The organism is Clostridium muellerianum, from assembly GCF_012926525.1.
Taxonomy (GTDB): Bacteria; Bacillota; Clostridia; order Clostridiales; family Clostridiaceae; genus Clostridium_AM; species Clostridium_AM muellerianum.
Window position 1 is genome coordinate 150374 of record NZ_JABBNI010000067.1, and the last position, 26386, is coordinate 176759.

The window sequence follows — 26386 nt, forward strand, 5'->3', positions numbered from 1 at the left end:
GAGAAATATTAAGTTAACATTTGATACTAAAACATATTAAATGAATTTTACTAACAAATCATTTATATTTAGGGGAGGAATGAATATGAAATATATGCAATAAATTTTTTGGATTTATGGTAAGTATATATTAAAAGGTAAAGGGGAGGAAAGTTATGCAGATTCTAGTATGCGTAAAACAGGTTCCAGATGATTCTGTTGAAATTCATTTGGATAATAAGGTAAAGAAACCTAATTTAAATGGGGTTACTTCGGTAGCCAATGCATTTGACACATATGCATTAGAATTAGCTGTTCGCTTTATGGAAGCGAATGGAGGAAATGTTAGTGTATTAACTGTTGGAGCAGAGGATTCTTTGAATACATTGAAAAATTGTCTTGCAGTAGGAGCTAAGGAAGCATTTTTTATAAAGGATAACTTATATACAGATTTAGATGCTCTTGCTACAGCTCATGTTTTGGCAGATGCTATTCATAAAATTGAAAAAGACAAAGGTATGAATTTTGATTTGATTCTTTGTGGAAAGGAATCTACAGATGAAATTACAGGTCAAATAGGACCAATGCTTGCTGAAGAATTGAAAGCAAGCTTTGTCAGCAGCGCAGTTGAAATTAATTTAGAAGAGAATACTATGAAAGTTCATCAAGAAACTGAAGAAGGATATAACGTAGTTTCTTTAGATTCTCCAGCGGTAATAACAATAAGTAAACCAAATTATGATCCACGTTATCCTACCATTAAAACTAAAATGAAAAGTCGTAAGGCAGTTATTCCAACTTATTCAGCTGCAGAAATTGGAGAGGTAAAACAAGTAAAAGTACATTGCACCCAATATGTTGAACCTCCTAAGAGAGCAGGTGGCATTAAAATTCAAGAAAACGATGTAACACTAGCAGTAAGTATTGCTTTAGAGCAAATGAAAAAAGATAAGGCAATCTAATTAAGGGGGGAAAATAAAAGTATGAAAGCATTATTGTTTATGGAAACAGATGGGGAAAAGGTTTTAGGTGGAAGTCTTGAGTTGATTAGTGCAGCGAAGGCATTGGATGCAGAGAAAACAGCCCTTATAGTAGGTAGTAGAGTTGCTGCTGATACAGTGGCTGCTTTAGGAGTTCCAGTTATTTTTATAGATACTGCTGTAGATTGTGATACGGTTACAGAGGTATTATCACAAATGGTTAAAGAACAAAATCCAAATATTGTTTTATTATCAAATACAGTAATGGCTAAGGATGTTGCACCTCGTATTGCAGCACGTATTGGCTTAGGATGTGTCAGTGATGTAATAGAAATAAAGAAAGATGATGGTAAAGTTATATACACTAGACCAGCTTATGGTGGTACAGTCTTAGAACATATTGAAGTAGAAGGTACTGCAGTAGTTACCGTTAGAAGTGGAAGCTTTTCAAAACCTGAAGAAGGTTCTAAGGCAGCTGTTACTGAGAAAAAGGTGGAAATTCCAGTAGGTGTTATTAAAGCAAAAATTATTGATAAAGTAAAAGAAATTTCTGAAGCTGTTAACTTGGAAGAAGCAGAAATTATTGTTTCTGGTGGCCGTGGAATGGGAAATGCAGAAAACTTCAAATTTGTTGAAGAATTAGCAAATGTACTTGGCGGTGTAGTAGGTGCTACAAGACCACCAATTGAAGATGGCTGGATTTCTCGTGCACATCAAGTTGGACAATCAGGAAAGATTGTAACACCAAAGCTTTATATTGCATGTGGAATTTCTGGAGCAACTCAACATACATCTGGTATGTCAGGTTCTAACTATATTGTGGCAATTAATAAAGATGAAGAAGCTCCAATTTTTGAAATTGCAGATGTAAGTATTGTTGGAAATGTAACTGAAATTCTTCCAGTTATGATTCAAGAAATGAAGAAAGTAAAAGAAGAAGCAAAGTAAAATTTTTTTATTCTTTTACGTAAAAAAATAACTAAAAGTGATATATATAGAAAAATAAGAAAAAAGTCATATGATCAAAATATAAATGGTAGTGCTAATTAATTAAGAAGGTAGTGCCATCAAGTGATTCTTAGGTTCAGATGGAGTTTGCTTATAAGGATGACTTTCTCCAGGGTGAACCTTAGAAGAACTTATCCAGGCGTGTAGCAGTGCTTATCCCACACTTTGATAGAAGATGGGGGTGTTAGCAATGGTAGCGATCGGATAAAATTGAATAAGGGGGGAAAAAGAAATGTTATTTTTAAAATTTTTATTAGCAATGGTACCAATTATTTGGCTTATAGTGGCATTGAGTAAATTAAAAATGTCAGGTCATAAAGCTTGTTCTATCGCACTTGTTCTTACAGTAATTTTAGCTGTTGGTTTTTGGAAATTAAATGCTGTTTATACTGCATCAGCGGTATTGGAGGGGCTATTAAATGCATTGTGGCCAATTTGTATAGTTATTGTTGCAGCTTTGTTTACTTATAATTTGACTTTACGTACAGGTGCCATGGAGTCCATAAAGAAAATGTTGGCTGGAGTTTCTATTGATAAAAGAGTTTTAGTATTAATTATTGGATGGGGATTCGGTTGTTTCATGGAAGGAATGGCAGGGTTTGGTACAGCAGTTGCTATTCCAGCATCTATGCTTGCTGGCGTTGGATTAAATCCATTTGCAGCAGTTGTAGCTTGTTTAGTTGCCAATAGTACACCAACTGCATTTGGATCAGTTGGAATACCACTGGTAACACTTTCATCAGTAACCGGAGTTACATCACATACGTTAGCAGCAAACACAGCAATGATTCAAGTAATTCTTAGTTTTATAAGTCCATTTATTATGGTATGCATTGTAGGTGGTGGAATAAAGGCATTAAAAGGAGTATTTTCTATTACGTTAGTTTCGGCATTAGCATTTGTAGTACCTTGGTATATTACAGCGGTAGTAGTTGGAGCAGAATTGCCAGATATAGTAGGTTCTATTTGCTGTATGGCATGTACAGTTATTGCAGCAAAAATCTTTAATAAAAAACCAGCAGATGAGTATTGTATTGTAACTAAGAAAGAAACAACTTTACCAGTAACTAAAGAAGAAACAGCTTCATCAGTTACTCAGGATAAAGGAGAAGCTATATCATTTGGTAAAGCAGTAAAAGCATGGAGTCCATTTATTTTAATATTTATTTTTTTATTAATTACATCGACTTTATGTCCAGTAATTAATCATTTAATTGCAAAGTACAAAACAGTTGCTGTTGTATATGCTGGCAAAGGCGGAGGTAAATTGACTTTTAGTTGGATAAATACACCAGGTATTATCATCTTTGTTGCTGCAATTATTGGAGGTATTATTCAAGGTGCAAAAGCATCAACCATGTTAGATGTATTGTTTGCTACATTAAAAGCAAACTGGAAAGCAATGGCTACAATTTGTGCAGTTATGGCAGTAGCAAAGGTAATGGGCTATAGTGGAATGATTGCAGATATTGCAGGTCTTTTAGTTGTAGTTACAGGAAGAGCATATCCATTAATTTCACCACTAATTGGAGCTATTGGAGCATTTGTTACAGGTTCAGGTACATCAACCTGCGTTTTATTCGGAGGATTACAAGCAAAAACAGCTACAAGTCTTGGACTTTCTGCATCATGGATGGGAGCAGCAAATGTTCTTGGAGCAGGTATAGGAAAAATGATTTGTCCTCAAAGTATTGCAATTGGTGTAACTGCAGTTAATCAATCTGGTTCAGAAAGTAAGATTTTAGGAAGTGTGTTTAAATATTTTCTACTCTATGTAGTTATTGCTGGCATCATATGTTTTGTAGGAACATTAATATAAACTTTAATAATATTGTAAGAAAAAAAGTTAGAAGGGAAGGATTATTATGGCCAAATACAATGAATTGACAGAAGAATTAATTTCAAAACTTAAGGAGGCAGCACCAGGACATATTTTGCTAGGTGATGATATAAATAAAGATTATTGTCATGATGAAATGCCTATTTATGGGAAGAAGGCTCCACAAGTTGTATTAATGGCACATTCTACAGAAGAAGTTGCTGCAGTAGTAAAAATATGTAATGAAAATAAAATACCAGTAACTCCAAGAGGAGCAGGAACAGGACTTGTAGGAGGAGCAGTTCCACTACTCGGAGGGGTTTTGATTGATATTACAAAGATGAATAAAATACTTTCTTATGACATGGAAAACTTTGTTGTTCGTGTTCAAGCTGGTGTCTTATTAAAGGATCTTGCAGAAGATTGTGCAAAACATGGGCTATTATATGCTCCAGATCCTGGTGAAAAGTCTGCTTGCTTGGGTGGAAACGTTTCAACAAATGCAGGTGGAATGAGAGCTGTTAAATATGGTGCAACTCGTGATTATGTACGTGCAATGACAGTTGTGCTTCCAACAGGAGAAATTACGAGCTTTGGAGCTTCAGTATCAAAGACAAGTTCAGGTTATAGTCTTTTGAATTTAATGATTGGTTCAGAAGGTACCCTTGGAATCATTACAGAAATTACTTTGAAAACCATGCCAGCACCAAAGGTAGCTGCAAGTTTAATTATTCCTTTTGAAAATTTAGATGATTGTATTGCAACTGTTCCTAAATTTAAAATGGAGCACATGAATCCACAAGCATTGGAATTTATGGAAAGAGAAATTGTATTAGCTAGTGAAAGATATGTTGGTAAGAGTGTATTTCCACAGGTAGTTGATGGAGTAACTGCAAATGCTTATTTACTTGTTACTATAGATGCAAGTAGTGAAGATGAATTAAATAATCTTATTGAACAAGCAAGTGAAATAGTTTTAGATTCAGGAGCAATTGATGTTCTTGTAGCAGATACACCTGCAAAAATGAAGGATGCATGGGCTGCACGTTCTAGCTTCTTAGATGCAATTATGGCAGAAACAAAATTATTAGATGAATGTGACGTTGTAGTTCCAGTAAATAAAATTGCCTCTTATCTTGCTTTTGTAAATAAAACTGGTGAAGAATGTGGATTAACTATTAAGAGCTTTGGACATGCAGGAGATGGAAATCTTCATATATACCAATGCAGTAATGACTTAGAAGAGTCAGAGTTTAAAGCAAGAGTTGATAAATTCTTTAAGATCATTTACAAAGAAGCAACAGAATGCGGTGGCCTTGTTTCAGGAGAACATGGAATAGGAAGTGGAAAAATCAGCTATTTGGCAGATAGCGTTGGAAGTATAAATATGGAGTTAATGAAAGGTATTAAAAAAGCTTTTGATCCGAACTCTATTATGAATCCAGGTAAGGTATGCTGTTTATTAGATAATGAAAATTAATCAAGTGATTCTTAGACTCAGGTGGAGTTTATTTGTGAGGAATACCTCTTACCTGAGCAAAAGCTCGTAAAATGCCATTTAGGCATTTTACCCATCGGAGTCTTAGAAGAACTTATCCAGACGCGTAAAGTAGCTATCCACCACTTAAAGAAGATGGGGGTATTAGCAATGGTAGCGATCGGATAAAATACAAATTATATGCACATATAGAAAGGTAGGAAATTAATATGGATTTTAAACAAGATGAAAATCATGAACAATTACAACAAATGTATCGCGATTTTGCACAAAAAGAGGTAAAACCAATTGCAAAAGAAATTGATGAAACTATGAGATTCCCAAAAGAAAATGTAGCAAAAATGGCTGAGATGGGTTTACTTGGAATTCCATATCCTGAAGAATATGGTGGAGCAGGCATGGACACATTAAGCTACATGCAGTGTGTAGAAGAATTAGCTAAATGCTGTGCAACAACAAGTACTATTGTTTCAGCACATACAAGTCTTGGTGCAGGACCTATTTATGCATATGGTACTGACGAGCAAAAGGAAAAATATTTAAAACCACTTGCTTCTGGTGAAAAATTAGGTGCCTTTGCCTTAACAGAACCTTGTGCTGGAACTGATTCAGCTATGCAAAAGTCAACAGCAGTACTTGAAGGAGATCATTATGTATTAAATGGTAGCAAAATTTTCATTACTAATGCAGGATTTGCAGATGTATATATTGTTCTTGCTATGACAGATAAGAGCAAGGGAACAAAAGGTATTTCAGCATTTATCGTTGAAAAAGACTTCCCAGGATTCTCTGTTGGAAGCCATGAATCAAAGATGGGAATAAGAGCATCTTCTACTTGTGAGTTATTCTTTGATAACTGCATAGTTCCAAAGGAAAATCTTTTAGGAGAAGAAGGTAAAGGATTTAAAATTGCAATGGCAACTCTTGATGGAGGTCGTATTGGTATTGCTGCACAGGCTCTTGGTATTGCAGAAGGTGCAATAGATGAAACTATAAAATATGTAAATGAACGTGTTCAATTTGGACGTACTATTTCAAAATTCCAAAATACACAATTTGAACTTGCACAGATGCGTGCAAATACAGAAGCTGCAAAGCTTTTAGTATATCAAGCTGCATGTGCAAAGGATAATAATGAAAAATATACACATTTAGCTGCTATGGCAAAATTAGTTGCTTCTAGAAATGCTAGTGATGTAACAAGACGCTGTTTACAATTATTTGGTGGATATGGATATACAAGTGATTATCCAATTGAAAGAATGATGCGTGATGCAAAAATAACAGAAATTTATGAAGGAACATCAGAAGTTCAGATGATGGTTATTTCCGGATGGATGGGCGTTAGATAGGTAGAAAGAAAAGTTACTTATTTTAAATTGCAGATTTATTTATAAAAGGAACTGCTCAAAGCAATCTAAAAAATTGCTATTGAACAGTCCTTTTTTCATAGATAAGGTTAGAATATGAATATAATCTCAGAAATTTTTCAGTAGTTGATAATGTAGAAATGAATTATGGTAAAATATAGACATAAAAACATAAAAGATTGCAAAATAAAAGATAATTTTATCATAGATTAAGATAGGAGAAGTTATGGATAAAACAGCTGAAATTTTAGTAGTTGAAGATGAAAATGATATTAATAAATTACTTTGCAGCATTCTTGAAAACAAAGGATACAGTGCTGCAGCAGCTTTTTCAGGAACAGAAGCTTTAATGCGCGTAGAAAATGAAAAATGGGATATGATTTTATTAGATTTAATGATCCCTGGCATTAGCGGAGAAGAAGTTGTGTTAAAGATTAGGGAAATCACAAAAGCACCAATAATTGTAGTAAGTGCAAAAACATCTAAAAGGACTAAGTTGGAATTATTAGAAAAGGGAGCAGATGATTTTATTTGCAAGCCTTTTGATCCAGATGAAGTTGCTGCGAGAGTTAACTCTAACTTAAGAAGGTATTTGGAATTTTCTACAGGTGGAGAAGAAAAAAGCAATATTTTAAAGTATAAAGATATTAGTTTAAATACGGAAAGTAAGGAAGTAAAAATTGGACAAACTATCATTGTATTAACTGGAAGAGAATTTGCCATATTAAAATTATTATTAACTAATCCAAGAAAGGTATACAGTAAATCTAATATTTTTGAAAGCATATGGGAAGAAGACTTTTTAGGTGAATATAACACTGTAAATGTGCATGTGAGCAGATTAAGAACTAAGCTGTGTAATGTAAGTAATGGTAAAGATTATATAGAAACAGTTTGGGGAATGGGATATAGATTAAGAAAATAGGAATAAAAGTTTGTTGTAAAAAATGTAAAATTAAAAATTTAATACTTTTGAAAGGTTTTAGTAAGTTTTTCTTATAAAATATTGTTTATTATAAAAACATGATTTGTAAGAAGGAGGAAGCTTAAAAATGAATGAATATGCAATTAGATCTAGTAATATTACAAAAATATATAGAAAGCATAAAGTGTTAGATCATGTGTCCATGAATATTAAAAAGGGTGACATATATGGTTTTATAGGGAAAAATGGTGCTGGTAAAACAACTATGATTAGAGTACTTGCTGGACTTGCAATACCTAATGAAGGACAAGTTGAACTATTTGGACATAGTGAAGAAAAAGAACTTATAAAGGAAAGAAGGAGAATTGGTACATTAATAGAATCACCAGCTATTTATCTTAACATGACTGCAAAGGAAAATCTTGAGCTTATTAAAATTCAAAGAGGAATACCTGGAACTAAATGTATTGATGAAGCTTTAAATTTAGTAGGACTTGAAGACGACAACAAAAAGAAAACTAAGAATTTTTCTTTAGGAATGAAACAAAGGTTAGGAATTGCTATGGCACTTTTAAGCGATCCGGAACTTTTACTTTTGGATGAACCTATAAATGGATTAGATCCAATTGGAATAAAAGAAATAAGAGAAATTTTAATTAAATTAAATAGTGAAAGAGGAACAACTATTTTAATATCAAGTCATATATTATCTGAGCTTACCCAAATTTCAAATAGATATGGTTTTATAAATAATGGGAAGTTAATTAAAGAGATGACAGCTATGGAGTTTTCAAATAAATGTAAAACTTATCTTCATTTAAAAGTAAGAAATGCTTCAGATGTTTCGATTATTTTAGAAAATGAAATTGGAATAAAAGATTATGAAATTTTTCCAGACGATATCATAAAAATATATGATAAATTTGATTCGGAAAAAATTACGTTAACATTAGCCAAACATAATATAGGAGTTAAAGAAATATTGCCAATGGGTGAAGCACTGGAGGATTATTTTACTAAGTTAGTTGGAGGTAAAGATAGTGAGTAATTTAATTAGAGGAGAATTTTATAAGTTAAGAAAAAGTAAATATTTTATTGGAATGATAATCATATCAATAGCAATTTCGTTTCCTTTTATTGAGATATGGAGTGGAGATATACAAAGAAATACAATGCTGCAGCATGGAATGTATTCAATACATTATGCATTTATGTTCATATCGTTTAGTAGTTTTATATTTGCTTTATTAGCTGAAGATTTTATAGCTAAAGATTTTAAAAATAGGAATATAAGTAAAAGTTTTACTTATGGATATGGAAGAAAAGAGGTTATATTAAGCAAATTAATAGTATTTATAATGTTTTCTTTATTCTTAGAATTAGTTTACACAGTAATTTTAGTCATATATGCTTCAATGAAATATGGCTTTTGTGATACTTTAGATACTAATGCTATAATGTATTTATTTAGAATGATCAGTATTGGAATAATATATAATGTAGCTACAATAAGTGTAATAGGTGTAGTTGCTGTAATAACAAAGAATAGTTTTTTTACATTTATTTCACCTATCATATTATTCATAGGATATTATTTATTCTTTGAGTCATCACTTGGTTCTAAAAAGCTTTTTGTAATAATATCATACATTCACCCTTATTTAAGAGGAATATGGGCAATGGGAAGATTTGCGCCTATGTTGGATATTATAGCTGGAGCAGCTTCGTCAATTTTAATTTTTACTATAGCTATTGGAGGAAGTTTACTATATGGAAAATATGAGGATATTAAGTAAATTGTAAAAAAAGTTATTAAATAAATTGGGAGAAAGATTATGTACCTATTAGTTGTTATTTTAGCTATGTTTTTAGTAATTATATTTTCTGTAGTGGTGTGTATTAAATTATTTTCATATAAGAAACAAATAAGAGATATTGCAAGCCAGATTAGAGAATTTAGAGATAGAAAAAACGATAAAAAAGTTAATATTGAAATAGCTGATAAGGATATAGAAGAGATGGCTTTTCAAATTAATGAGTATTTAGAGTTTTATAAGAGTCATGAACAAGAAAAAATAATATTTGAGGACACATTAAAGCAGGGTATAGCTAATATGTCTCATGATTTAAGAACACCTTTGACTTCAATTATAGGATATTTAAAACTTCTTGAGGAAGATGCAATAGATAAAGAAGAAGCACTAAAGATACTTAAAAATAAAGCTAATAAATTGAGCATACTTATAAATGATTTTTTTGAATTAGCTTCAATAGAAAGTGAAGATTATGAGTTAAATATGGAAAGAATAAATATAACTAATATAGTACATGATGAAATATTATCATTTTATGAAGCCTTTGAAAGTAAAGGATTTGAACCTAAGGTGGATATTTTAGAAAATCCAGTTTTTATAATGGGAGATAAGGAAAGCCTAGAAAGAATAATAGATAATTTAATTTCTAATACTTTAAAATATGCAGATAAAGATATTGAAATAAATTTAGAAAAGCACAATGATAAGATTACTTTAAAAATATCCAATATATGCTTAGGCATTGATAAAGAAGATGAAATACATATATTTGATAGATTTTATATAGCAGACAGGGTAAGAAAGGGACAAGGAACAGGACTTGGATTGTCTATTGTAAAAAGTTTAATGGAAAAAATGGATGGAATAGTAAAGGCAAAGATTGAACAAAATAGAATTTTCATAATATGTGAATGGAAATATGTAAATTAAAAATTTAGATACAATATTCACCACTTATATTTTAACACAATATATTGATAATAACTAAAGAATAAAAAGTGGGTGATATTTATGTTTAAGTATTTCAATCCTGCATGGGCAGAAATAAATATAGATAATGTAATTCATAATATTAAAGAAATAAGAAGAGTTGCTAAAAGTAAAGAAATAATAAGTGTAGTTAAAGCTGATGCTTATGGCCATGGAGCTGTAGAGTTAGCTCCTATATTACTCCAAAATGGAGCAGATAGATTAGCAGTAGCACTTCTTTCAGAAGCATTACAATTGAGGGAAAGTGGTGTTAAGGCACCTATTCTAATTTTTGGATACACTCCTTTAAAGTACGGTAAGGGTAAGATTTATGATAATGCAGCAGATATAATAAACAATGAATTAGAGGTTACTGTGCTTTCATATGACTATGCAAAGAAGTTGTCTAAAGTAGCTAAGGAATTAAATAAGAATGTAAAAGTTCATATAAAAGTTGATACTGGTATGGGAAGAATAGGTTTTTTACCAACAGATGAAAGTGAACAAGAGATATATAAAATAAGTAAATTGCCTAATATAATAATTGAAGGGCTGTATTCACATTTTTCAACGGCAGATGAAAAAGATAAAAATTATAGCAATGAACAATTCAGAAGATATTTAAATTTTTATAACAAACTTAAAAATAGAGGGGTGAACATTAATATAAAGCACATTGCCAATAGCGCAGCATTAATAGATTTGCCATATACTCATTTAGATGCAGTAAGACCAGGAATAGTAAATTACGGTTACTATCCTTCAGCAGATGTTAACCATGATATTATAAATTTGAAACCAACTATGACATTAAAGTGTAATGTTGTTGCTTGTAGAACCCTTAAAAAAGGTTCATATATTGGTTATGGCAGAACCTTTAGAACTCTAAGAACAAGCCAAATAGCTACGCTTGGTATTGGATATGATGATGGGTATAACAGACTTTTATCAAATACTGGCAAAATTATTGTAAGAGGAAAGAAAGCTCCTATAGTAGGGCGTATATGTATGGATATGTGTATGAGTGATGTAACAGGTATTGATGATGTAAAGGTTGGAGATGAAGTAATATTAATAGGAGAAAGTTCAGGTGAAAAAATAGCAGTAGAAGATTTGGCAGAATATATGGGAACTATCCCATATGAAGTAACTGCAAAGATAAGTAAAAGGGTTCCACGTCATTATATAAAGGACAATAAATTAGTGAAAATAGTAAATAAACAATAATTATAGAGGAATAGTATAGCTATTCCTCTATTTGCTACATGTTATGTAGATATTAACTTCATTTAAAATTAATTTATATATTTTAAATTTTACTTAAATTAATTTTAATTTGTGTTTAGTTATTATATATCCAAGCAATTGAATAATAAAATAGCATATTAATATTTTAACTGTTTTCATTATAAAATATATATTTATATTCAAAATATAAATATATAAAATACTGGCAAGTACTGTTAAAAACACATGTGAAAAGAATATTATTCTAAGTTTACATACTAGAAGCGCATTTATTTCTTCATCAATTAATCCAATACTATATAATTTGATTTTTTTAGATTGCCAATTATAGAGATCTATTTTCATTTTAAAATATAGTATATTAGCAGAGGTAATAAAACTTAATAATACAATAAAAATATATATTAAATTAAAGGAAGAACCTCTAAAAAAATTGTAAACAGTAAAAAACATCTTTATATTAGGTATATCATAAATTCTGTGACTAATAATAAATGTGATATTTAAGAAGGCAATAAAGAAAATTGTAATTTTGTTATCTTTTAAAAAACTTTCTACTTCATTTATTAATAAAAGTTTCTTATAATAAAAATTTTTGCTTTTTCTAATGTAAATAATAAATACTTTTGTGAAAATTAAGGATAGTATATATACTATCACTATACATATTAAACAATAATCAATATAATATTTAAAATGAAAGGCCACAACATTTCTTTCACTAAAGTTAATATAGATTATTATTAAAGTGAACAGCAATGTTTTTAACAGCTTATGTTTTTTAGAATGTACTACATAAAAATTTTCATTATTTGTATTTGATAATGGTAAATTATCAATAAATTTAAATGTCCATAAAATGAATATGGTAGTAAGTAAAACACAGTATCCAATAGTAGCTATGTAAATAACTTTTTTGATTTGAAAATTAAAGGCATGAATTCCTGCTAATTTAAATATGAAAAGTACAATGATTTTTGAAAATACAATACCTAAGGTTAATCCTACAGAAACATATATGATAAAAATCAAAGCATTTTCTATAAGAAGTAATACTTTAAGTTCATTACAGGTCATACCTAAAGTCAAAAATGTTGTAAATTCTTTTTGTCTACATTTCATAAAAGAAATATACATAAAAATATTCCACAATGCTGTATTAAATACAGCAATTGATGGCAGTATAAAAATGCTTTCTTGTATAGATACTATTGCATAGGAATTATATAGTGTCAATTCAACAAAGAAGAATACAGCTGAGAGAATCAAACAAAGTATATATACAAAATATTGATCAGAATTTAATTTTATAGTTTTTTTTAGCATTTCTCTAAAATTCATATGTCATTCACCACTAATAACTGATAAAGTATCTAGTATTCTATTGAAAAAAGCACCTTGCTCTCCCTTACTGTATATATCTACAAATATTCTGCCGGACTTTAAGAAAAGCACTCGCTTGCAGCAGCTGGCAGCATATATATCATGTGTAACCATGAGAATTGTTGCTTTTCTCTCTTCGTTCAACATTTGCAGATGTTTCATAAAGTTCTTGGAGGTATTGGGGTCAAGACTGCCTGTTGGTTCATCTGCCAAAATAATGCAAGGATCATTTATTAAAGCCCTACAAGCAGCTGCTCTTTGTTGTTCACCTATTGATACATTATATGGATACTTGTTTCTTATGTCATATATATTAAAAAGTGTAAAATATTCTTTTATTTTTTTATCAATGCTTGAAGTTGATGTTCCTTTAAATATAAGAGGAAGAATGGCATTTTCTTCTAGAGTGATGTTATCAAGAAGATTAAAGTTTTGAAATATAATTCCTAAATTTTCACGCCTAAAAATAGATTTTTCTTTCTTACTTAAGGAAGTTATATATTTATTCATTATTTTTACTGTTCCACTATTAGGTTTATCAATACCAGACAGTATATTAAGCAAAGTTGTTTTACCACTTCCGGATTGTCCCATGATAGCAGTGAACTCACCATTTTCAATACTTAAATTTATACCATTTAATACATTACAAGGATCAAGCTCTAAATTTTCTCCATATACTTTAACAATATTTTCAGCACACAAAACTTCCATTGTATCACTCCAATGTGTTTAGATTTTTGATGGGTAAATAATTGAAACGGTAGTTCCTTTATTGAATTCAGATTCTACTAGAATATTATGATTTAATTTTTTGGATATTAATTTACATATATATAGTCCTATACCTGTAGCATCATTTACCTTTCTACCATTTTCACCAGTGAAAAATGGTTCAAAGATTCTTTTTATATCATAGCTGGGGATTCCAATACCTTCATCCCTAATTATTAATTTTGTTTCTTTATGATTTATGTATATGTTAAAATATATGTATTTTTTTTCTTTATTCATTGCAGAATACTTAATAGCATTTGATATAATTTGTTCAAGTATAAATTTATTCCATTTTTTATCTGTAATTATGGGTGCCTTTTCGTACTTAAAATCTATTTTAGGAAATATATTGTTGTAAATAAAATTACTTTTTTTACTGTTAATCACTTCTCTTAATAATGAAACTAAGTTTAGTGTTTCAGGGGAATAATCTTTTGAAAAGTCACTTAATCTGCTAATATTTAGAACTTGTTCCAGCCCGTTTTTGACTTTATCATTTTCTTGTTTTATATCGAAAAACAATTTTAGTACATTTAATTCATTTGAATTAGAGTTTATGTCTTTGTTTGCCTTTTGTATAATAAGATCAATTATTGAAACAGGTGTTTTTATGTTATGAATCCATTGAGATAAAAAATATTTATTTTCTGTATTTTGTGCATAAATTGAACTAATTTTATTTGTATAATTTTCGTGAATTTTAAGTATAGCTTTAGAAGCTTCTTTTTGTTCATTTGTTTTGAAATTTAAATTAAAATATCTATTTTCTATACCTTCATTAAGATTTCTATTAAATTTATAATACTTAATCCATTCATTTAATATTATAAATAAGTAAAGAATTATAGAGAGTAAAAGGGGATATAGTAAATCAATTTGAGTACACAATAAATAAACATAGAGAAGAATTAAAATTGTATTAATAAAATATCCAATAGTAAAGTTAAGCTTGTCTTTTATAAAATTTACTAATATTTTTTTCTCCATATTCAATCTCCATTATTGCAATTACACTGAAATATATATCCTACACCCCTTTTGGTTGATATAATTTCATTAACACCTAAACCTTTAAGTTTATTTCTTATTCTTGTTATATTAACTGTCAAAGTGTTATCATCTACAAAAGTAATATCATCCCAAAGTTCTTCTAAAAGTTCTTCTCTGCTTACTATTTTATTTTCATTTTTTATAAGTATATTTAAAAGCTTGAATTCATTTTTACTAAGTTCAATTTTAATATCGTTATAAAGAAGATCAAAAGTATCCTTATTAAGTTTAATACCTCCAATGCTTTCAACCATAGTTGATTCAACTGCATATTCACCATAAACTCTTCTTATTTCTGCCTGTATTTTAGCAAGTAGAAAGTCAAAGTTAAAAGGTTTTACAACATAGTCATCTGCACCTAATTCAAGACCTCGTATTTGTTCTTCATGACTATCTCTTGAAGAAATAATAATTACAGGCACTTTTGAAGTTCGTCTAAGGGTTTTACATAATTGGAATCCATCATAATAGGGTAAGTTTATGTCTAAAAGAATTAAATCAGCTTTTGATCTTTCTAATTCCATTTCTATATTTCTAAAATTTTGTATATGAATAGTTTCATATTTATATTTTTGAAGATACTCGGCTATAAGCTTGTCTAGCTTAATATCGTCTTCAATAACAAGTATCTTATACAAAACTGCTTCCTCCTTTTATAACATATATATTATGGTAATCTTACTATAATATATCATAATTCAATTTTAGAAGAAAGAAGCATCAGATTATTTTTAATTAAGATAAAGTTTGCTTATAATAAGTATTTGGGATTTTTATTAAAACTTGAATCCTAAGAGATTCCAATAATTTAGGAAAACGCTGAAAATCAAGAATACACAACAGATTACTATAGTACACACATTTTTACTAAAATCAGTTTTTTCCTTATTCCAGTACACACATGTTGAAATTAGCAATCCTAAGCTAAATATAGTAGTTACTATTGGAATAATTAAAAGACGTTTAATTGCAGGCAACAAGTCTGGTACAAAAGGTAGTGCAGAGAATAATGCAATACCTTCTTTAGCCATTCCAAGTAAAAATATTAAATTTAGAATGGATACAGAAAATATAATCCATCTACAGTATTTAAAACGTACAGGTTCTTCAACTATTTTTTTCTTAAATTTCAATAAAATCATTATGATGGACATAAATAAAAACAATACTGAAAAAATCATAAAAATTATTTTGTGTAATGCAGGATTTTCATACCATTTAACTTTTTCAAAAGCAGCTGACGAACCAGCAGTAAGGAGATAGGATATATTTCCTTGTTCATTTGCTTGAAAAGTAAGAGTATCTCCTTTTTTAACATTTCTAAAGATAAGGGGTTCTATTTCCTTATAAATATCTTCTCCACCAGGATATTTTAAAATTAACGTATCTGATTTATTTCCTATTTGCAAAGTTGGAGTGAAAAGTAATATTAGTTTACCCAGTTCATTTTTGGGATATCTAATAGATTGATAAGTTCCTTCTAATTTTTTTAAATCGCTTTTAGTAAAATTATTATCAGTACTTTTGGTAATTTGTGGTTTAGTTTGAGGATAGTATTTATTAATGAACTGCATTGATATGCTGCTGCATACACTAGCTCCACTATTACCGTTAGTTGAAATAAAAAAACCTAGACTATCTTCAGGTATTAAATTTAAGACACTGTTAAAACCATAATTATTTCCACCTTGACTTAATACCTTTACTCCATTTATATAATTTTCTGTAAGACCATAGCAAACACCAGGAATATTTTTATCTAGAGGAAAGTGCTTTTTGTGCATATCATCTATAGTATCCTTATTTAATATTGAAGTATTGCCATAGCCATAAGTACCATGATTTAAATGTGCAATCATAAATTTTGCCATATCATCTCCAGTAGTTTTCAATCCGCCAGCAGGTGAAAGTACTTCACCATAAATAGGTATTTTTTTATTTCAAGAAAAACTACTGTTAGTCATGTTAAGAGGCTTTAATATGTTATCTTCAATGTATTTATTAAAAGGTACACCAGTTATACTTTCCACTGCGTATCCAGCTACAGACATACCATAATTACTGTATTGAGGAATTTCACCAGGTTCCCTAATTATAGGACGAGGGCGAGATATTAAATTATCTTTAAGTGATTTTTCTTGTAAATAACTTTCTATTTGAGATTCTTTAATAAATTTTTCATCGAAGCCAGCTGTATGAGTTAAAAGATTATTAAGTGTTACAGGTTTTGAATATTTATTATCAATTTTGAAATCTTTTAAATATTTATTTACATCTTCATTTAGATTTACCTTGTCCTTTTCCTTTAACTGCATAACAGCTGTAGCTGTGAAAGTTTTTGAAACGGAAGCTGCTCTAAAAACTGTTGTTTTAGGATCAACAGGTGTTTTTTTATTCAAATCTGAATACCCATATCCTTTTTCAAAAATAACTTTATTATCTTTAACAACAGTAAAAACTGCTCCAGGTACATTAAATTTTTTTAATTGTTCATTAAACATCTTATCTGCAAAGTTTTCTATGCTATCTTTATTTAAAGATTCTTTATTGCTTTCTCCTAATAAAGGTATAGAACTTTCTTGATTATTACCTTTTGCAGAAACGGTTTCTTTAGCATTTAAAAAATGATATATAGTAACTGCAGGAAAACAAAAAATAGGGAAAACATAGGCTACAAGTGTAAAGATAATTATAAATGTTCTTATATAAGTTATAATTTTTTTCATAGTATTAACCTCCTAAAGTTTTTTTCACATACTTTGTGTAAATCTAACTGTTTCAAATGTAAATAAAGTTTCTTGTATCAGACAATTAAATTTTATATGAATTAAAAAAGAGAAGAAATTGATTTATATTAAAAAACCTTACAATTTTGTAAGAGTTCAGATGAATGAGAGAAATGTAAAAAGAACAAATCATACTATGAGTCGTCTTTTAATAGTGTATGAAATTGGATATAATAGAAACAGAGTATTGATGAAAGTAAGTGATGAAGAGAGAAGGTGAATTAAATGAAAAAAATATACAAATAGGAACATCAGATTTTAAGGAATTAATAGAAGGCAATAATTATTTTATAGACAAAAGTTTATTAATAAAAGAATTTATAGAAAATGGTGCCAAAATAATATTGACACCAAGACCTAGAAGGTTTGGAAAGACGCTAAATTTAAGTATGCTTAAATACTTTTTTGATATAAGGACTAAGGAAGAAACTAAAGATTTATTTAAAGGCTTAAAAATAGAAAAGGAAAAGGAAATAATGAAGCTTCAGGGGCAGTATCCTGTTATTTTCATTACTTTTAAAAATCAAAAACATATATCCTTTGAAAATTTTGAAGATGGAATAAAAGTTCTGTTATCAAATTTGTATAAAGAGCATGAATATTTACTAGATAGTGATAAACTATCTGAATTTGATAAAAATGATTTTAAAGAAATAATTTTAAGAAAAGCTTCTATAGGAAATGTATCAGAAGCAATAAGCTCTCTTATGGGGTATATGAACAAGCATTATGGAAGAAAGGTAATGCTATTTATAGATGAGTATGATGTACCAATACAAGAAGGTTATATTAATAAAGGAAACCCGACTTACATACGTTCGCTGGGTGCGTTCGAGGAGCCAAATGCAAGATTTGGACTCTCACAGCATGATGAAATGATAACCTTAATAAGAAATTTATTAACAGCGGCTTTAAAGGATAATCCATATATTGAAAAGTCATTAATAACTGGAATCCTTAGAATTGCTAAGGAAAGTATTTTTTCAGGATTAAATAATCTACAAGTAAATACAATATTAAGTTTCAAGTTTAATGATAAGTTTGGATTCACAGAAGAAGAATTAAAACATCTTGTAGAATATTACAATTTAAAGGGGAAAAGTGAAGATATAAAAACTTGGTACAATGGATATATTTTTGGAGGAAAAGTAATATATAATCCTTGGTCTGTTTTAAATTATATTGATAATAATGAAGCTGGATTTATGCCATATTGGATTAACAGTAGTAGTAATGATTTAATTAAAAAGCTGCTACTAAAGGGCGATAGAGATATTAAACTTGAGCTAGAAGAGCTTATAGAGGGTAATTCTATAAATAAATCGGTTGATGATACTATAGTAATGCAAGAAGTTGAAGATTCTAATCAAAATATTTGGAGCTTTTTACTCATGAGCGGATACTTAAAAGCTGTAAATACAGAAAATATAGAGGGGATTTTAAATTGTAAGCTTAAAATTCCTAATAAAGAAGTACTTATTTTTTATAGAAGTTTAATTAAAAAGTGGTTTCAAGAAACTATGACTAGTCAAAAGTATGAATTAATGTTAAATATGCTTATAACTGGTGAAATAGATATTTTTGCAGGAATATTTAAGCAGTTTGTAATTAATAATCTAAGTTATTTTGATGTATCAGGAACGGAGCCTGAAAAAGTATATCATGCTTTTGTACTTGGAATGCTCATATCACTTTCGGAAAATTATGAGGTTAAATCTAACAAAGAAAGTGGATATGGAAGATATGATGTAATGCTAGTTCCAAAGGATATATCTAAAATTGGAATTGTTATGGAATTTAAGAAAATAGATGATTTTTTGAGTACAACAATAGAAGAGGCAACAAAAGCTGCTTTAAAACAAATAAATGATATGAAATATGCAGATGAACTTGTCAATAGAGGGATAAAAGATATAATTAAGCTTGCCATTGTGTTTAAAGGAAAAAAAGTTGAGATTACTAAGAGCTAGTATTAGTTAACGGTAGGTTTGTCAAAATATAAAGATGTTTTCAGTATAAAATGAGTAAGCAATATTATTAGAATGAAAAGTCTATGCCAAGAAGTCATCATTAAAAAGTATATATGACTTTAATACGATAAATACACTAATACAAAATTAAATGAAAGTTCTATTGAGATAAAAGTAGGAAAAAGACTTATTATCAATGAAAGATATACAATATATGCATGTGGTAAATTTTATGATATTATGAAAAATGTACAACTTAATTTACTATGAGGGAGTGATTGCATGACAGAGAAAATGTTAAAGCCTCCTGTGGAGGTTTTATATAAGGAAGAACTTGCAGCTTTAAAGAAAAATGATGATGGTATTAAGCCTAATAATTGGATTTTATCACCAAAGGCTGTTAGAAAGTTTATACTAGGAAGTTCAGAACCTTTAACTTATAAGAATAAAACTGTACATATAAATAAAAAGTTTTTTGGAAATGATTCATTAGTTGAAAGGTGTATTATAACCCTTGCTGGCAATAGGGGATTAATGCTAGTTGGAGAGCCTGGTACTGCAAAGACCATGTTATCCGAACTTTTATCTGCAGCTATATGTGGATATAGTAACAATACTGTTCAAGGTACAGCTGGTACTACAGAGGACTTAATTAAATATTCCTGGAATTATGCTATGCTTTTAGCTAAAGGGCCAACCTTAGAAGCATTAGTAAAAGCACCATTATTTGTTGGAATGGAAAAAGGTATTATCACAAGATTTGAGGAAATAACAAGGTGTCCTTCTGAAATTCAAGATAGCTTAATAAGCATATTAAGTGATAAAGTATTGAACATACCAGAGCTTGGAGAAAGTGAAGGACTTTTATTTGCAAAGCCTGGCTTTAATGTTATTGGTACTGCCAATACTCGTGATAAAGGTGTCAATGAAATGAGCAGTGCATTAAAAAGAAGATTTAACTTTGAAACCATATTTCCAATAAAGGATGTTTCTCTTGAAGCTAAGATTATAACAAACGAAGTGAAAAAACTTACATCCCAAAACAATGTACAAATGGAAGTGGATGAAGATGTAGCAAATCTTTTAGCTTCAACTTTTCATGAATTAAGAGAAGGAATATCTTCTAATGGAATAAGAATAGACAAACCTTCTTCAGTAATGAGTACTGCAGAAGCTGTGTCTGTTTACTATCAGACTATGATGACATCCTATTATTATGGGGATTCTAAAATAAGTTTGGATTCCATAGTTCAAAATTTAATGGGTGCTGCTTTAAAAGAAAGTAGAGATGATCTTGAAAAATTAAAAAGTTATTTTAATGTTGTTGTAAAATCAAAAGCTGTAGAAGGTGGTAGTTTATGGGAGAAATATTACGAAGCAAGGAAATGGATAAAATAGATGAACTATTTAAAGAAGCTTTTAATTTAAATTCAAAGCTTGTATTTTTTCCTGTAAGACATCATAGCCCTGCATGTTCTTATCATTTAAAGAACACCATTGAGGAATATAAGCCAGATATTATATTAATTGAAGGGCCTATAGATGGAAACAGAATAAAGGATGTTTTATGTCATGAGGAGAGCAAAGCACCTTTTGCAATTTATTATTCTTATTCTGATTCAAAAGGACTTATAGATGATACTAAAGGTAAATATAGATGTTACTATCCATTTTTAGATTATTCACCAGAGCTTGTAGCATTAAGGCTGGGGAGAGAAAGAAAAATAGAAACACAGTTTATTGACCTTTCCTACAGTGATATTTTAATAAACAGCAATGAAGGAAAAGGCCTTTTGAAAAAACAGGATAAATTAAACTACAATGATGATTATTTTTTAGAAAGAAGTAAATTTTTAAAAAGCATTTGTGAAAAGGAAGGCTGCAGAAACTTTAATGAGCTCTGGGAAAAGTTATTTGAAATTCAAGGACTTAATATAAGCAAAGAAAAGTTTGTATATAATTTACTTTCCTACTGTTATTTTTCAAGAGCTTACAGTAAAGAAGAAGAGCTTATAGAAGAAGGCTGCTTGGCAAGAGAAGTTTTTATGACTTCTAAAATACAGGAAGTTCTTAAAAGTTATAATAAAATTTTAGTTGTTACAGGAGGCTTCCACACTTCAGGGATAATTGAAATTTTAGATAAGGATAATAAAATGAAGCTTTCTAAAATTGATGAAAAGGATAAGGGAGTATATGTTATGCCTTATTCTATGGAGGCAGCAGATCAATTAAATGGATATGCTAGCGGAATGCCATTCCCTAATTTTTATGAAGGAATATGGAATAACATAGAGGAAAAGTGTGAAACTTCTTACAATAACTCTGTACTTTCAAATATCATTGAAAGTGGTAAAAAGGTAAGAAAAAATGATGGATGTCTTTCCACTTTTGATGAAATATGTGCCTTTGATATGTGTAGAGGACTTGCCAGCTTAAGGGGAAAATCCCAAATAGGAGTTTATGAACTTATAGATGCTGTAACTTCTTCATTTATAAAAGGTGATTTAAATATATCTACAGAAGAACCATTAAAAATTTTGTATAAACAGCTTACAGGTAATAAAATTGGCAAGCTTTGTGACTTAGCTGATGTACCACCTCTTGTAAATGACTTTAAAGATAGTTGTTCAAAATTCAAATTAAAGATAAATACAACTATAGGTCAGGAAATTATTCTTGAAATATTCTCATCTAAAAGACATAGAGAAATAAGCTGCCTTATGCATAGAATGAAGTTTATGGATACTAACTTTTGTAACCTTTTAAAGGGTCCTAATATTTTACTTAAAAAAAATGTGAATTTAATAAGGGAAACCTGGAATTATAAATGGAGTACTTCTGTGGACTCCATTCTCATTGAAAACTCAGTTTATGGAGGAACCTTAAAGGAAGCTTGTACTTCGCTCATAAAAAAGGAAATATCCGAAAATGTAAAAAATTCATCTAGTATTTCTAAAATACTGGTGCAGGCATTTAACATGGGACTGGATGAAATATTTAATTTCACCATAAATTCATTAAAAAAGAATATTACAGAGGATGGAAGCTTTTACTCATTAGTGGAATGTTTATATTATTTAAATCACATTTATGGAGTAAGAGAATTGTATTTAATGGATTGTATGAATGAAATAAAAAATATGATCTTTTATGCTTACAGTAAAATATGTATATTGATTTCAGACATAAGTTCCATTAATGAAGAAGAGACTATAAAGTCAGTAAATTGTTTAAAGGAAGTATTTAATATTGTGCTTAATAGGGAAATTAAACTTGACGGTACTCTTTTTAAAGAAGCATTATTTTCACTTTTAAGAAAAGATTCTTTAAATACTGGAATTGAAGGGGCTGTATATGGAATATTATATGGATTTGGTGAAATGGAAGTAAATAAAATAGCAAAGACTTTAGAAGGATATATTATGGGAACCAAAGATGAAGCTTTAAAAGCACCTTTATTTCTAAATGGATTATTTTCAGCAGCTAGGGATTTAATTTTTGTGGAGAATTCTATTTTAAAATCCATTGATAAATTTGTAGGTGATGTTTCAGAAGAAGAGTTTATAAGAATTGTTCCAAATCTTAGACTTGCTTTCAGCTATTTTATACCAAGAGAAATAGATGAAATAGGTGAAAGAGTAGCACAAGCTTATGGAACCTCAAAAGGTCATTTTGATGAACTAGTAACTGTTTCGCCTGAAATTTTGAAGTTTGGAGAGGAAATTGATAAATATGCAGTTAGTAAAATGAAGCAGGAGGGCATAGTTTAGTGAGCAATATAAATAGATGGAGATTAATACTTGGAAAATATGCAGAAAATCAAATTTCCTTTGAAAGTGGTGATTCAAGTGTTAATTATATGGATATGGACGATTTGTTAGATTTTTTATATTCCAGAGAATACAGCGAAAAAGATGGTGTAAGAAGAAATAAGGGTCAAGGTAGTTCATCAGCTTCAGATTTAACTGTGCCAAAGTGGATAACTAAGATAAGAAAACTTTTTCCAAAGGAAACTGTTGAAGTCCTTGAAAAGCATGCTATTGAAAAATATAATCTTACAGAGCTTTTAACAGATAAAGAAGTTCTTAAGAAGCTGGAACCTAATAAGGAACTTTTAAAAAACATACTGCAGATGAAGCACCTTATGAAGGGTGAAGTTTTAAATACTGCAAAGAACATTGTAAAAAACATTGCAGAGCAAATAACCAAAGAACTTGAAAATGATGTTAAGAAGTCCATTACAGGAAGGATAAATAAAAATAAATCCTCTATAATTAAATGTTCAAGAAACATAGACTTTAAGAAAACTATAAAGAGAAATTTAAAAAATTACGATTTAAATGAAAACAAAATTATTGTAGATAAAATATATTTCAATGAAAGAGTTAAAAAATTTAATCCCTGGAATGTGGTAATTGCAGTGGATGAAAGTGGTTCCATGCTTGATTCTGTAATTCACAGTGCCATAATGGCCGGAATATTTGCAAAGCTTCCAATGCTTAAAACAAATCTTGTTATATTTGATACAGAAGTAGTGGATTTAACTGGATACATTGATGATCCGGTGGAAACGCTTATGAGTGTACAGCTTGGTGGTGGTACTAATATAAGTAAGGCTTTAACCTATTGTGAAGGCTTAATTGAAAATCCACATAGAACTATAGTTATTTTAGTTACGGATTTATATGAAGGAGGAGGTTATGGAAATATGTATGCTAGAGCAAAATCCATTGTTGAAAGTGGAGCAAAGTTAATTGTACTCACAGCACTGGATATGGAAGCATCACCTTCATATGATAAAAATGCTGGATTAAAAATGGCTTCTCTTGGAGCAGAAGTTGCAGCAATGACACCGGGGGGGTTATCAGATTGGATAGCAAAGATAATTTCTTAGAATCCTTTGGAAAATTCATTAAAACTATTGATAAAGAATATCTTATAGGAATAAGCAATAAGGGTGTTACAAATAGGGCAGAAAAGGATTTAGCTAAAGTTTCAAATATTGAATATGAAACAAAAGATGAAGGTATTGAATTTAAAATTGATGATATAACTTGTTTTATAAGTGAAGACATTCAAAAATATCAATGCAGCTGTCCTTCAAGAAGTATATGCAAGCATGTTATTATGTGCTATTTATATTTAATTGAAAACCAAAAAGAAATATTTAAATTAGAAAATAGTGAAGGTGAATGTAAGGAAGCCAAGGAAGAATTTTTAAAATTAAAAGAGTTTAAAATAGAGGATATAAAAAAGGAAATAGGAGAAAAAAACTTAGAAAATATAGTAAAAAGAGTAGAATACGGAATAAACTTTACAATAAAAGAAGGCTCTATTATAGAAGTGAATTTTAAGGATGAAGATATATTAGTCAAGCTTTTAGATGATATAGAAAACTCAATTTGCAGCTGCAAGTCAAAAGAACTTTGTACACATAAAGCTGAAGCTTTAATTTTATATAAGCTTGAAAAGGGATATTTGACCTTTGAAAAACTCAAGGATTTTACTGTAAGTGAGATGCTTTTTAATAGAGAGGAAATGAAAAAGGCAGCAGTAAAGTTAAGACAGAACATTGAAGATATATTTATAACAGGTCTTTCAAGAACCCCTGTAACAGTTTTGGACAAGCTAAACAGTATTGCAGTTATATGTCATAATTATGAGCTGCCTAATTTTGAAAAAAGTATAAGGGATATAAGAGCGGAATTTTTACTTTATTTTAATAAAAATGCTTCTTTTACTGCAAAAAATCTGTTAAATAAACTAACTAATATTTATACCAGGACAACTGCACTGGAAAATATAGAAGATTTAAATAAATTGGGTTCATTAGTTGGCGAATTTAAAAGTTCTTATTATGAAATTCCGCCCATAGAACTTTGCGGTTTTGGAGCTGAAAAGTGGAAGAGTAAATCAGGTTATGAAGGAATTACTTATTATTTTTTAGAAAATAAAAGAAAGCAAATTTATACCTATACTCATGCATTACCTACATACTATGATAATGTGAAAGTTAGAAGAAATTTTAATGAAGCTGCACCTTGGGAACTAAATTGTGGTGTACAGGAATTGTCTAAAATAACCTTTAAGCTTGTTCATGGCAAAGTAAATTCTAGGAATAGAATTTCTTCCAGTAGTGAATCAAAGGGAACAATTATAGATAAAAGTTATTTTACAAAATTAAATGCAGAAAAATTTACTTATGACAACTGGCAGCAGCTTTTAGAAAAGATATTTTTAAATGACAATGAGAAAAATGAAAATTATAACTTAGTATTTTTAAATATAAATGAATTTGGAGAGCCTAATTTTGATAATGTAACTCAAGAGTTTTCACTCCCAATATACGATAAGGAAAATAATCTCTGCAAAATACTTGTTAAATTTTCTAGTGAAAGCAAAAATCTTATAAGAACTTTGGAAAGATTAGTGAAATATAAAAAGACTCATTTATTTATGGGAAGGGTTTATATAGATAAAGAAAAGCTTATGTTTTATCCAATTAGCTATTATGATGATGCAGGAGAAGTGGAAAACTTAACGGTATAAGGCAAGAGGTTTGTGGAGATATAAATTTTTACTTGATATAAGCATAATGCAATGTAACTTTTTTCAGAGGACAATTGACAGAGGACATAGGACAGTGAAGGTGAGTTTTCTTCCTTACGTCAGAAAACTAATTTGTTTTTAAGCTTGTTTTGCTAAAGCAAAACATCGATTAAGCAGGCAACTAAAATTTATAATTTTCAGATGATCACTTATTCAGATAGTACTATTGAGAAATAGAAGAATGAGTTCCTTTTTATTAAA

At 29.4% G+C, this 26386-nt stretch carries 21 protein-coding genes; 16 read left to right on the forward strand and 5 right to left on the reverse strand.

Going from position 1 to position 26386, the window contains the following annotated elements:
- The first annotated feature begins 155 nt into the window (after window positions 1–155).
- The 11 genes from HBE96_RS25565 to HBE96_RS25615 all read left to right on the forward strand — a co-directional run bounded on the left by HBE96_RS25565 (window position 156) and on the right by HBE96_RS25615 (window position 12829).
- Window positions 156–941: an electron transfer flavoprotein subunit beta/FixA family protein gene (locus tag HBE96_RS25565; protein ID WP_169300531.1), complete on the forward strand. Its 786-nt coding sequence runs from the start codon at window positions 156–158 to the stop codon at window positions 939–941.
- Between the two features lie 21 nt (window positions 942–962).
- Complete coding sequence (locus tag HBE96_RS25570) at window positions 963–1907, forward strand: electron transfer flavoprotein subunit alpha/FixB family protein (RefSeq protein ID WP_169300532.1); 945 nt, start codon at window positions 963–965, stop codon at window positions 1905–1907.
- Between the two features lie 292 nt (window positions 1908–2199).
- Window positions 2200–3786 (forward strand): L-lactate permease, encoded by a 1587-nt coding sequence (locus tag HBE96_RS25575; protein ID WP_169300533.1) that lies wholly within the window; start codon window positions 2200–2202, stop codon window positions 3784–3786.
- A gap of 46 nt (window positions 3787–3832) precedes the next feature.
- Window positions 3833–5266, forward strand: coding sequence for an FAD-binding oxidoreductase (locus HBE96_RS25580; RefSeq protein WP_169300534.1), 1434 nt, complete (start codon window positions 3833–3835; stop codon window positions 5264–5266).
- 227 nt (window positions 5267–5493) lie between these two features.
- Window positions 5494–6636: an acyl-CoA dehydrogenase gene (locus tag HBE96_RS25585; protein WP_169300535.1), complete on the forward strand. Its 1143-nt coding sequence runs from the start codon at window positions 5494–5496 to the stop codon at window positions 6634–6636.
- Between the two features lie 244 nt (window positions 6637–6880).
- On the forward strand, window positions 6881–7579 hold the full coding sequence (locus HBE96_RS25590; RefSeq protein WP_169300536.1) for a response regulator transcription factor: 699 nt from the start codon (window positions 6881–6883) through the stop codon (window positions 7577–7579).
- A gap of 127 nt (window positions 7580–7706) precedes the next feature.
- Window positions 7707–8627, forward strand: a complete 921-nt coding sequence (locus HBE96_RS25595; protein WP_169300537.1) for an ATP-binding cassette domain-containing protein — start codon at window positions 7707–7709, stop codon at window positions 8625–8627.
- Window positions 8620–9375 carry an ABC transporter permease gene (locus HBE96_RS25600; RefSeq protein ID WP_169300538.1) on the forward strand — a complete coding sequence of 252 codons (756 nt, stop codon included), beginning with the start codon at window positions 8620–8622 and terminating at the stop codon, window positions 9373–9375. The genes HBE96_RS25595 and HBE96_RS25600 overlap by 8 nt, the downstream gene beginning before the upstream one ends.
- A 39-nt stretch (window positions 9376–9414) precedes the next feature.
- Window positions 9415–10323, forward strand: coding sequence for a sensor histidine kinase (locus HBE96_RS25605; protein ID WP_169300539.1), 909 nt, complete (start codon window positions 9415–9417; stop codon window positions 10321–10323).
- 81 nt (window positions 10324–10404) lie between these two features.
- Window positions 10405–11589 (forward strand): alanine racemase, encoded by a 1185-nt coding sequence (gene alr / locus HBE96_RS25610; RefSeq protein WP_169300540.1) that lies wholly within the window; start codon window positions 10405–10407, stop codon window positions 11587–11589.
- Between the two features lie 979 nt (window positions 11590–12568).
- A complete protein-coding gene (locus HBE96_RS25615) occupies window positions 12569–12829 on the forward strand; it encodes a hypothetical protein (RefSeq protein ID WP_169300541.1) in 261 nt (86 codons plus the stop codon).
- A 125-nt stretch (window positions 12830–12954) separates the two neighbouring features.
- Here the strand turns inward: HBE96_RS25615 and HBE96_RS25620 are convergent, their stop codons facing one another.
- From HBE96_RS25620 to HBE96_RS25640, 5 genes are all read right to left on the reverse strand, one after another.
- Window positions 12955–13707, reverse strand: a complete 753-nt coding sequence (locus tag HBE96_RS25620) for an ABC transporter ATP-binding protein (protein ID WP_169300542.1) — start codon at window positions 13705–13707, stop codon at window positions 12955–12957.
- Between the two features lie 18 nt (window positions 13708–13725).
- Complete coding sequence (locus HBE96_RS25625) at window positions 13726–14757, reverse strand: sensor histidine kinase (protein WP_169300543.1); 1032 nt, start codon at window positions 14755–14757, stop codon at window positions 13726–13728.
- 2 nt (window positions 14758–14759) lie between these two features.
- The gene (locus tag HBE96_RS25630; RefSeq protein WP_169300544.1) at window positions 14760–15458 is read right to left on the reverse strand and encodes a response regulator transcription factor; all 699 of its coding nucleotides are present in this window, start codon (window positions 15456–15458) and stop codon (window positions 14760–14762) included.
- Between the two features lie 138 nt (window positions 15459–15596).
- Window positions 15597–16712: a serine hydrolase domain-containing protein gene (locus HBE96_RS25635; protein WP_169300545.1), complete on the reverse strand. Its 1116-nt coding sequence runs from the start codon at window positions 16710–16712 to the stop codon at window positions 15597–15599.
- A gap of 48 nt (window positions 16713–16760) precedes the next feature.
- Entirely contained in the window at window positions 16761–17546 is a 786-nt protein-coding gene (locus HBE96_RS25640; protein WP_169300546.1) for a serine hydrolase domain-containing protein, read from the reverse strand.
- A gap of 263 nt (window positions 17547–17809) precedes the next feature.
- Here HBE96_RS25640 and HBE96_RS25645 point away from each other — a divergent pair, with 263 nt between their 5' ends.
- From HBE96_RS25645 to HBE96_RS25665, 5 genes are all read left to right on the forward strand, one after another.
- Complete coding sequence (locus HBE96_RS25645) at window positions 17810–19576, forward strand: AAA family ATPase (RefSeq protein ID WP_169300618.1); 1767 nt, start codon at window positions 17810–17812, stop codon at window positions 19574–19576.
- A gap of 282 nt (window positions 19577–19858) precedes the next feature.
- Window positions 19859–20974, forward strand: coding sequence for an ATP-binding protein (locus HBE96_RS25650; protein WP_169300547.1), 1116 nt, complete (start codon window positions 19859–19861; stop codon window positions 20972–20974).
- Window positions 20935–23346, forward strand: a complete 2412-nt coding sequence (locus tag HBE96_RS25655; protein ID WP_169300548.1) for a DUF5682 family protein — start codon at window positions 20935–20937, stop codon at window positions 23344–23346. The genes HBE96_RS25650 and HBE96_RS25655 overlap by 40 nt, the downstream gene beginning before the upstream one ends.
- Window positions 23346–24470, forward strand: a complete 1125-nt coding sequence (locus HBE96_RS25660; protein WP_169300549.1) for a VWA domain-containing protein — start codon at window positions 23346–23348, stop codon at window positions 24468–24470. The genes HBE96_RS25655 and HBE96_RS25660 overlap by 1 nt, the downstream gene beginning before the upstream one ends.
- On the forward strand, window positions 24446–26125 hold the full coding sequence (locus tag HBE96_RS25665) for an SWIM zinc finger family protein (RefSeq protein ID WP_169300550.1): 1680 nt from the start codon (window positions 24446–24448) through the stop codon (window positions 26123–26125). The genes HBE96_RS25660 and HBE96_RS25665 overlap by 25 nt, the downstream gene beginning before the upstream one ends.
- Window positions 26126–26386 lie beyond the last annotated feature (261 nt).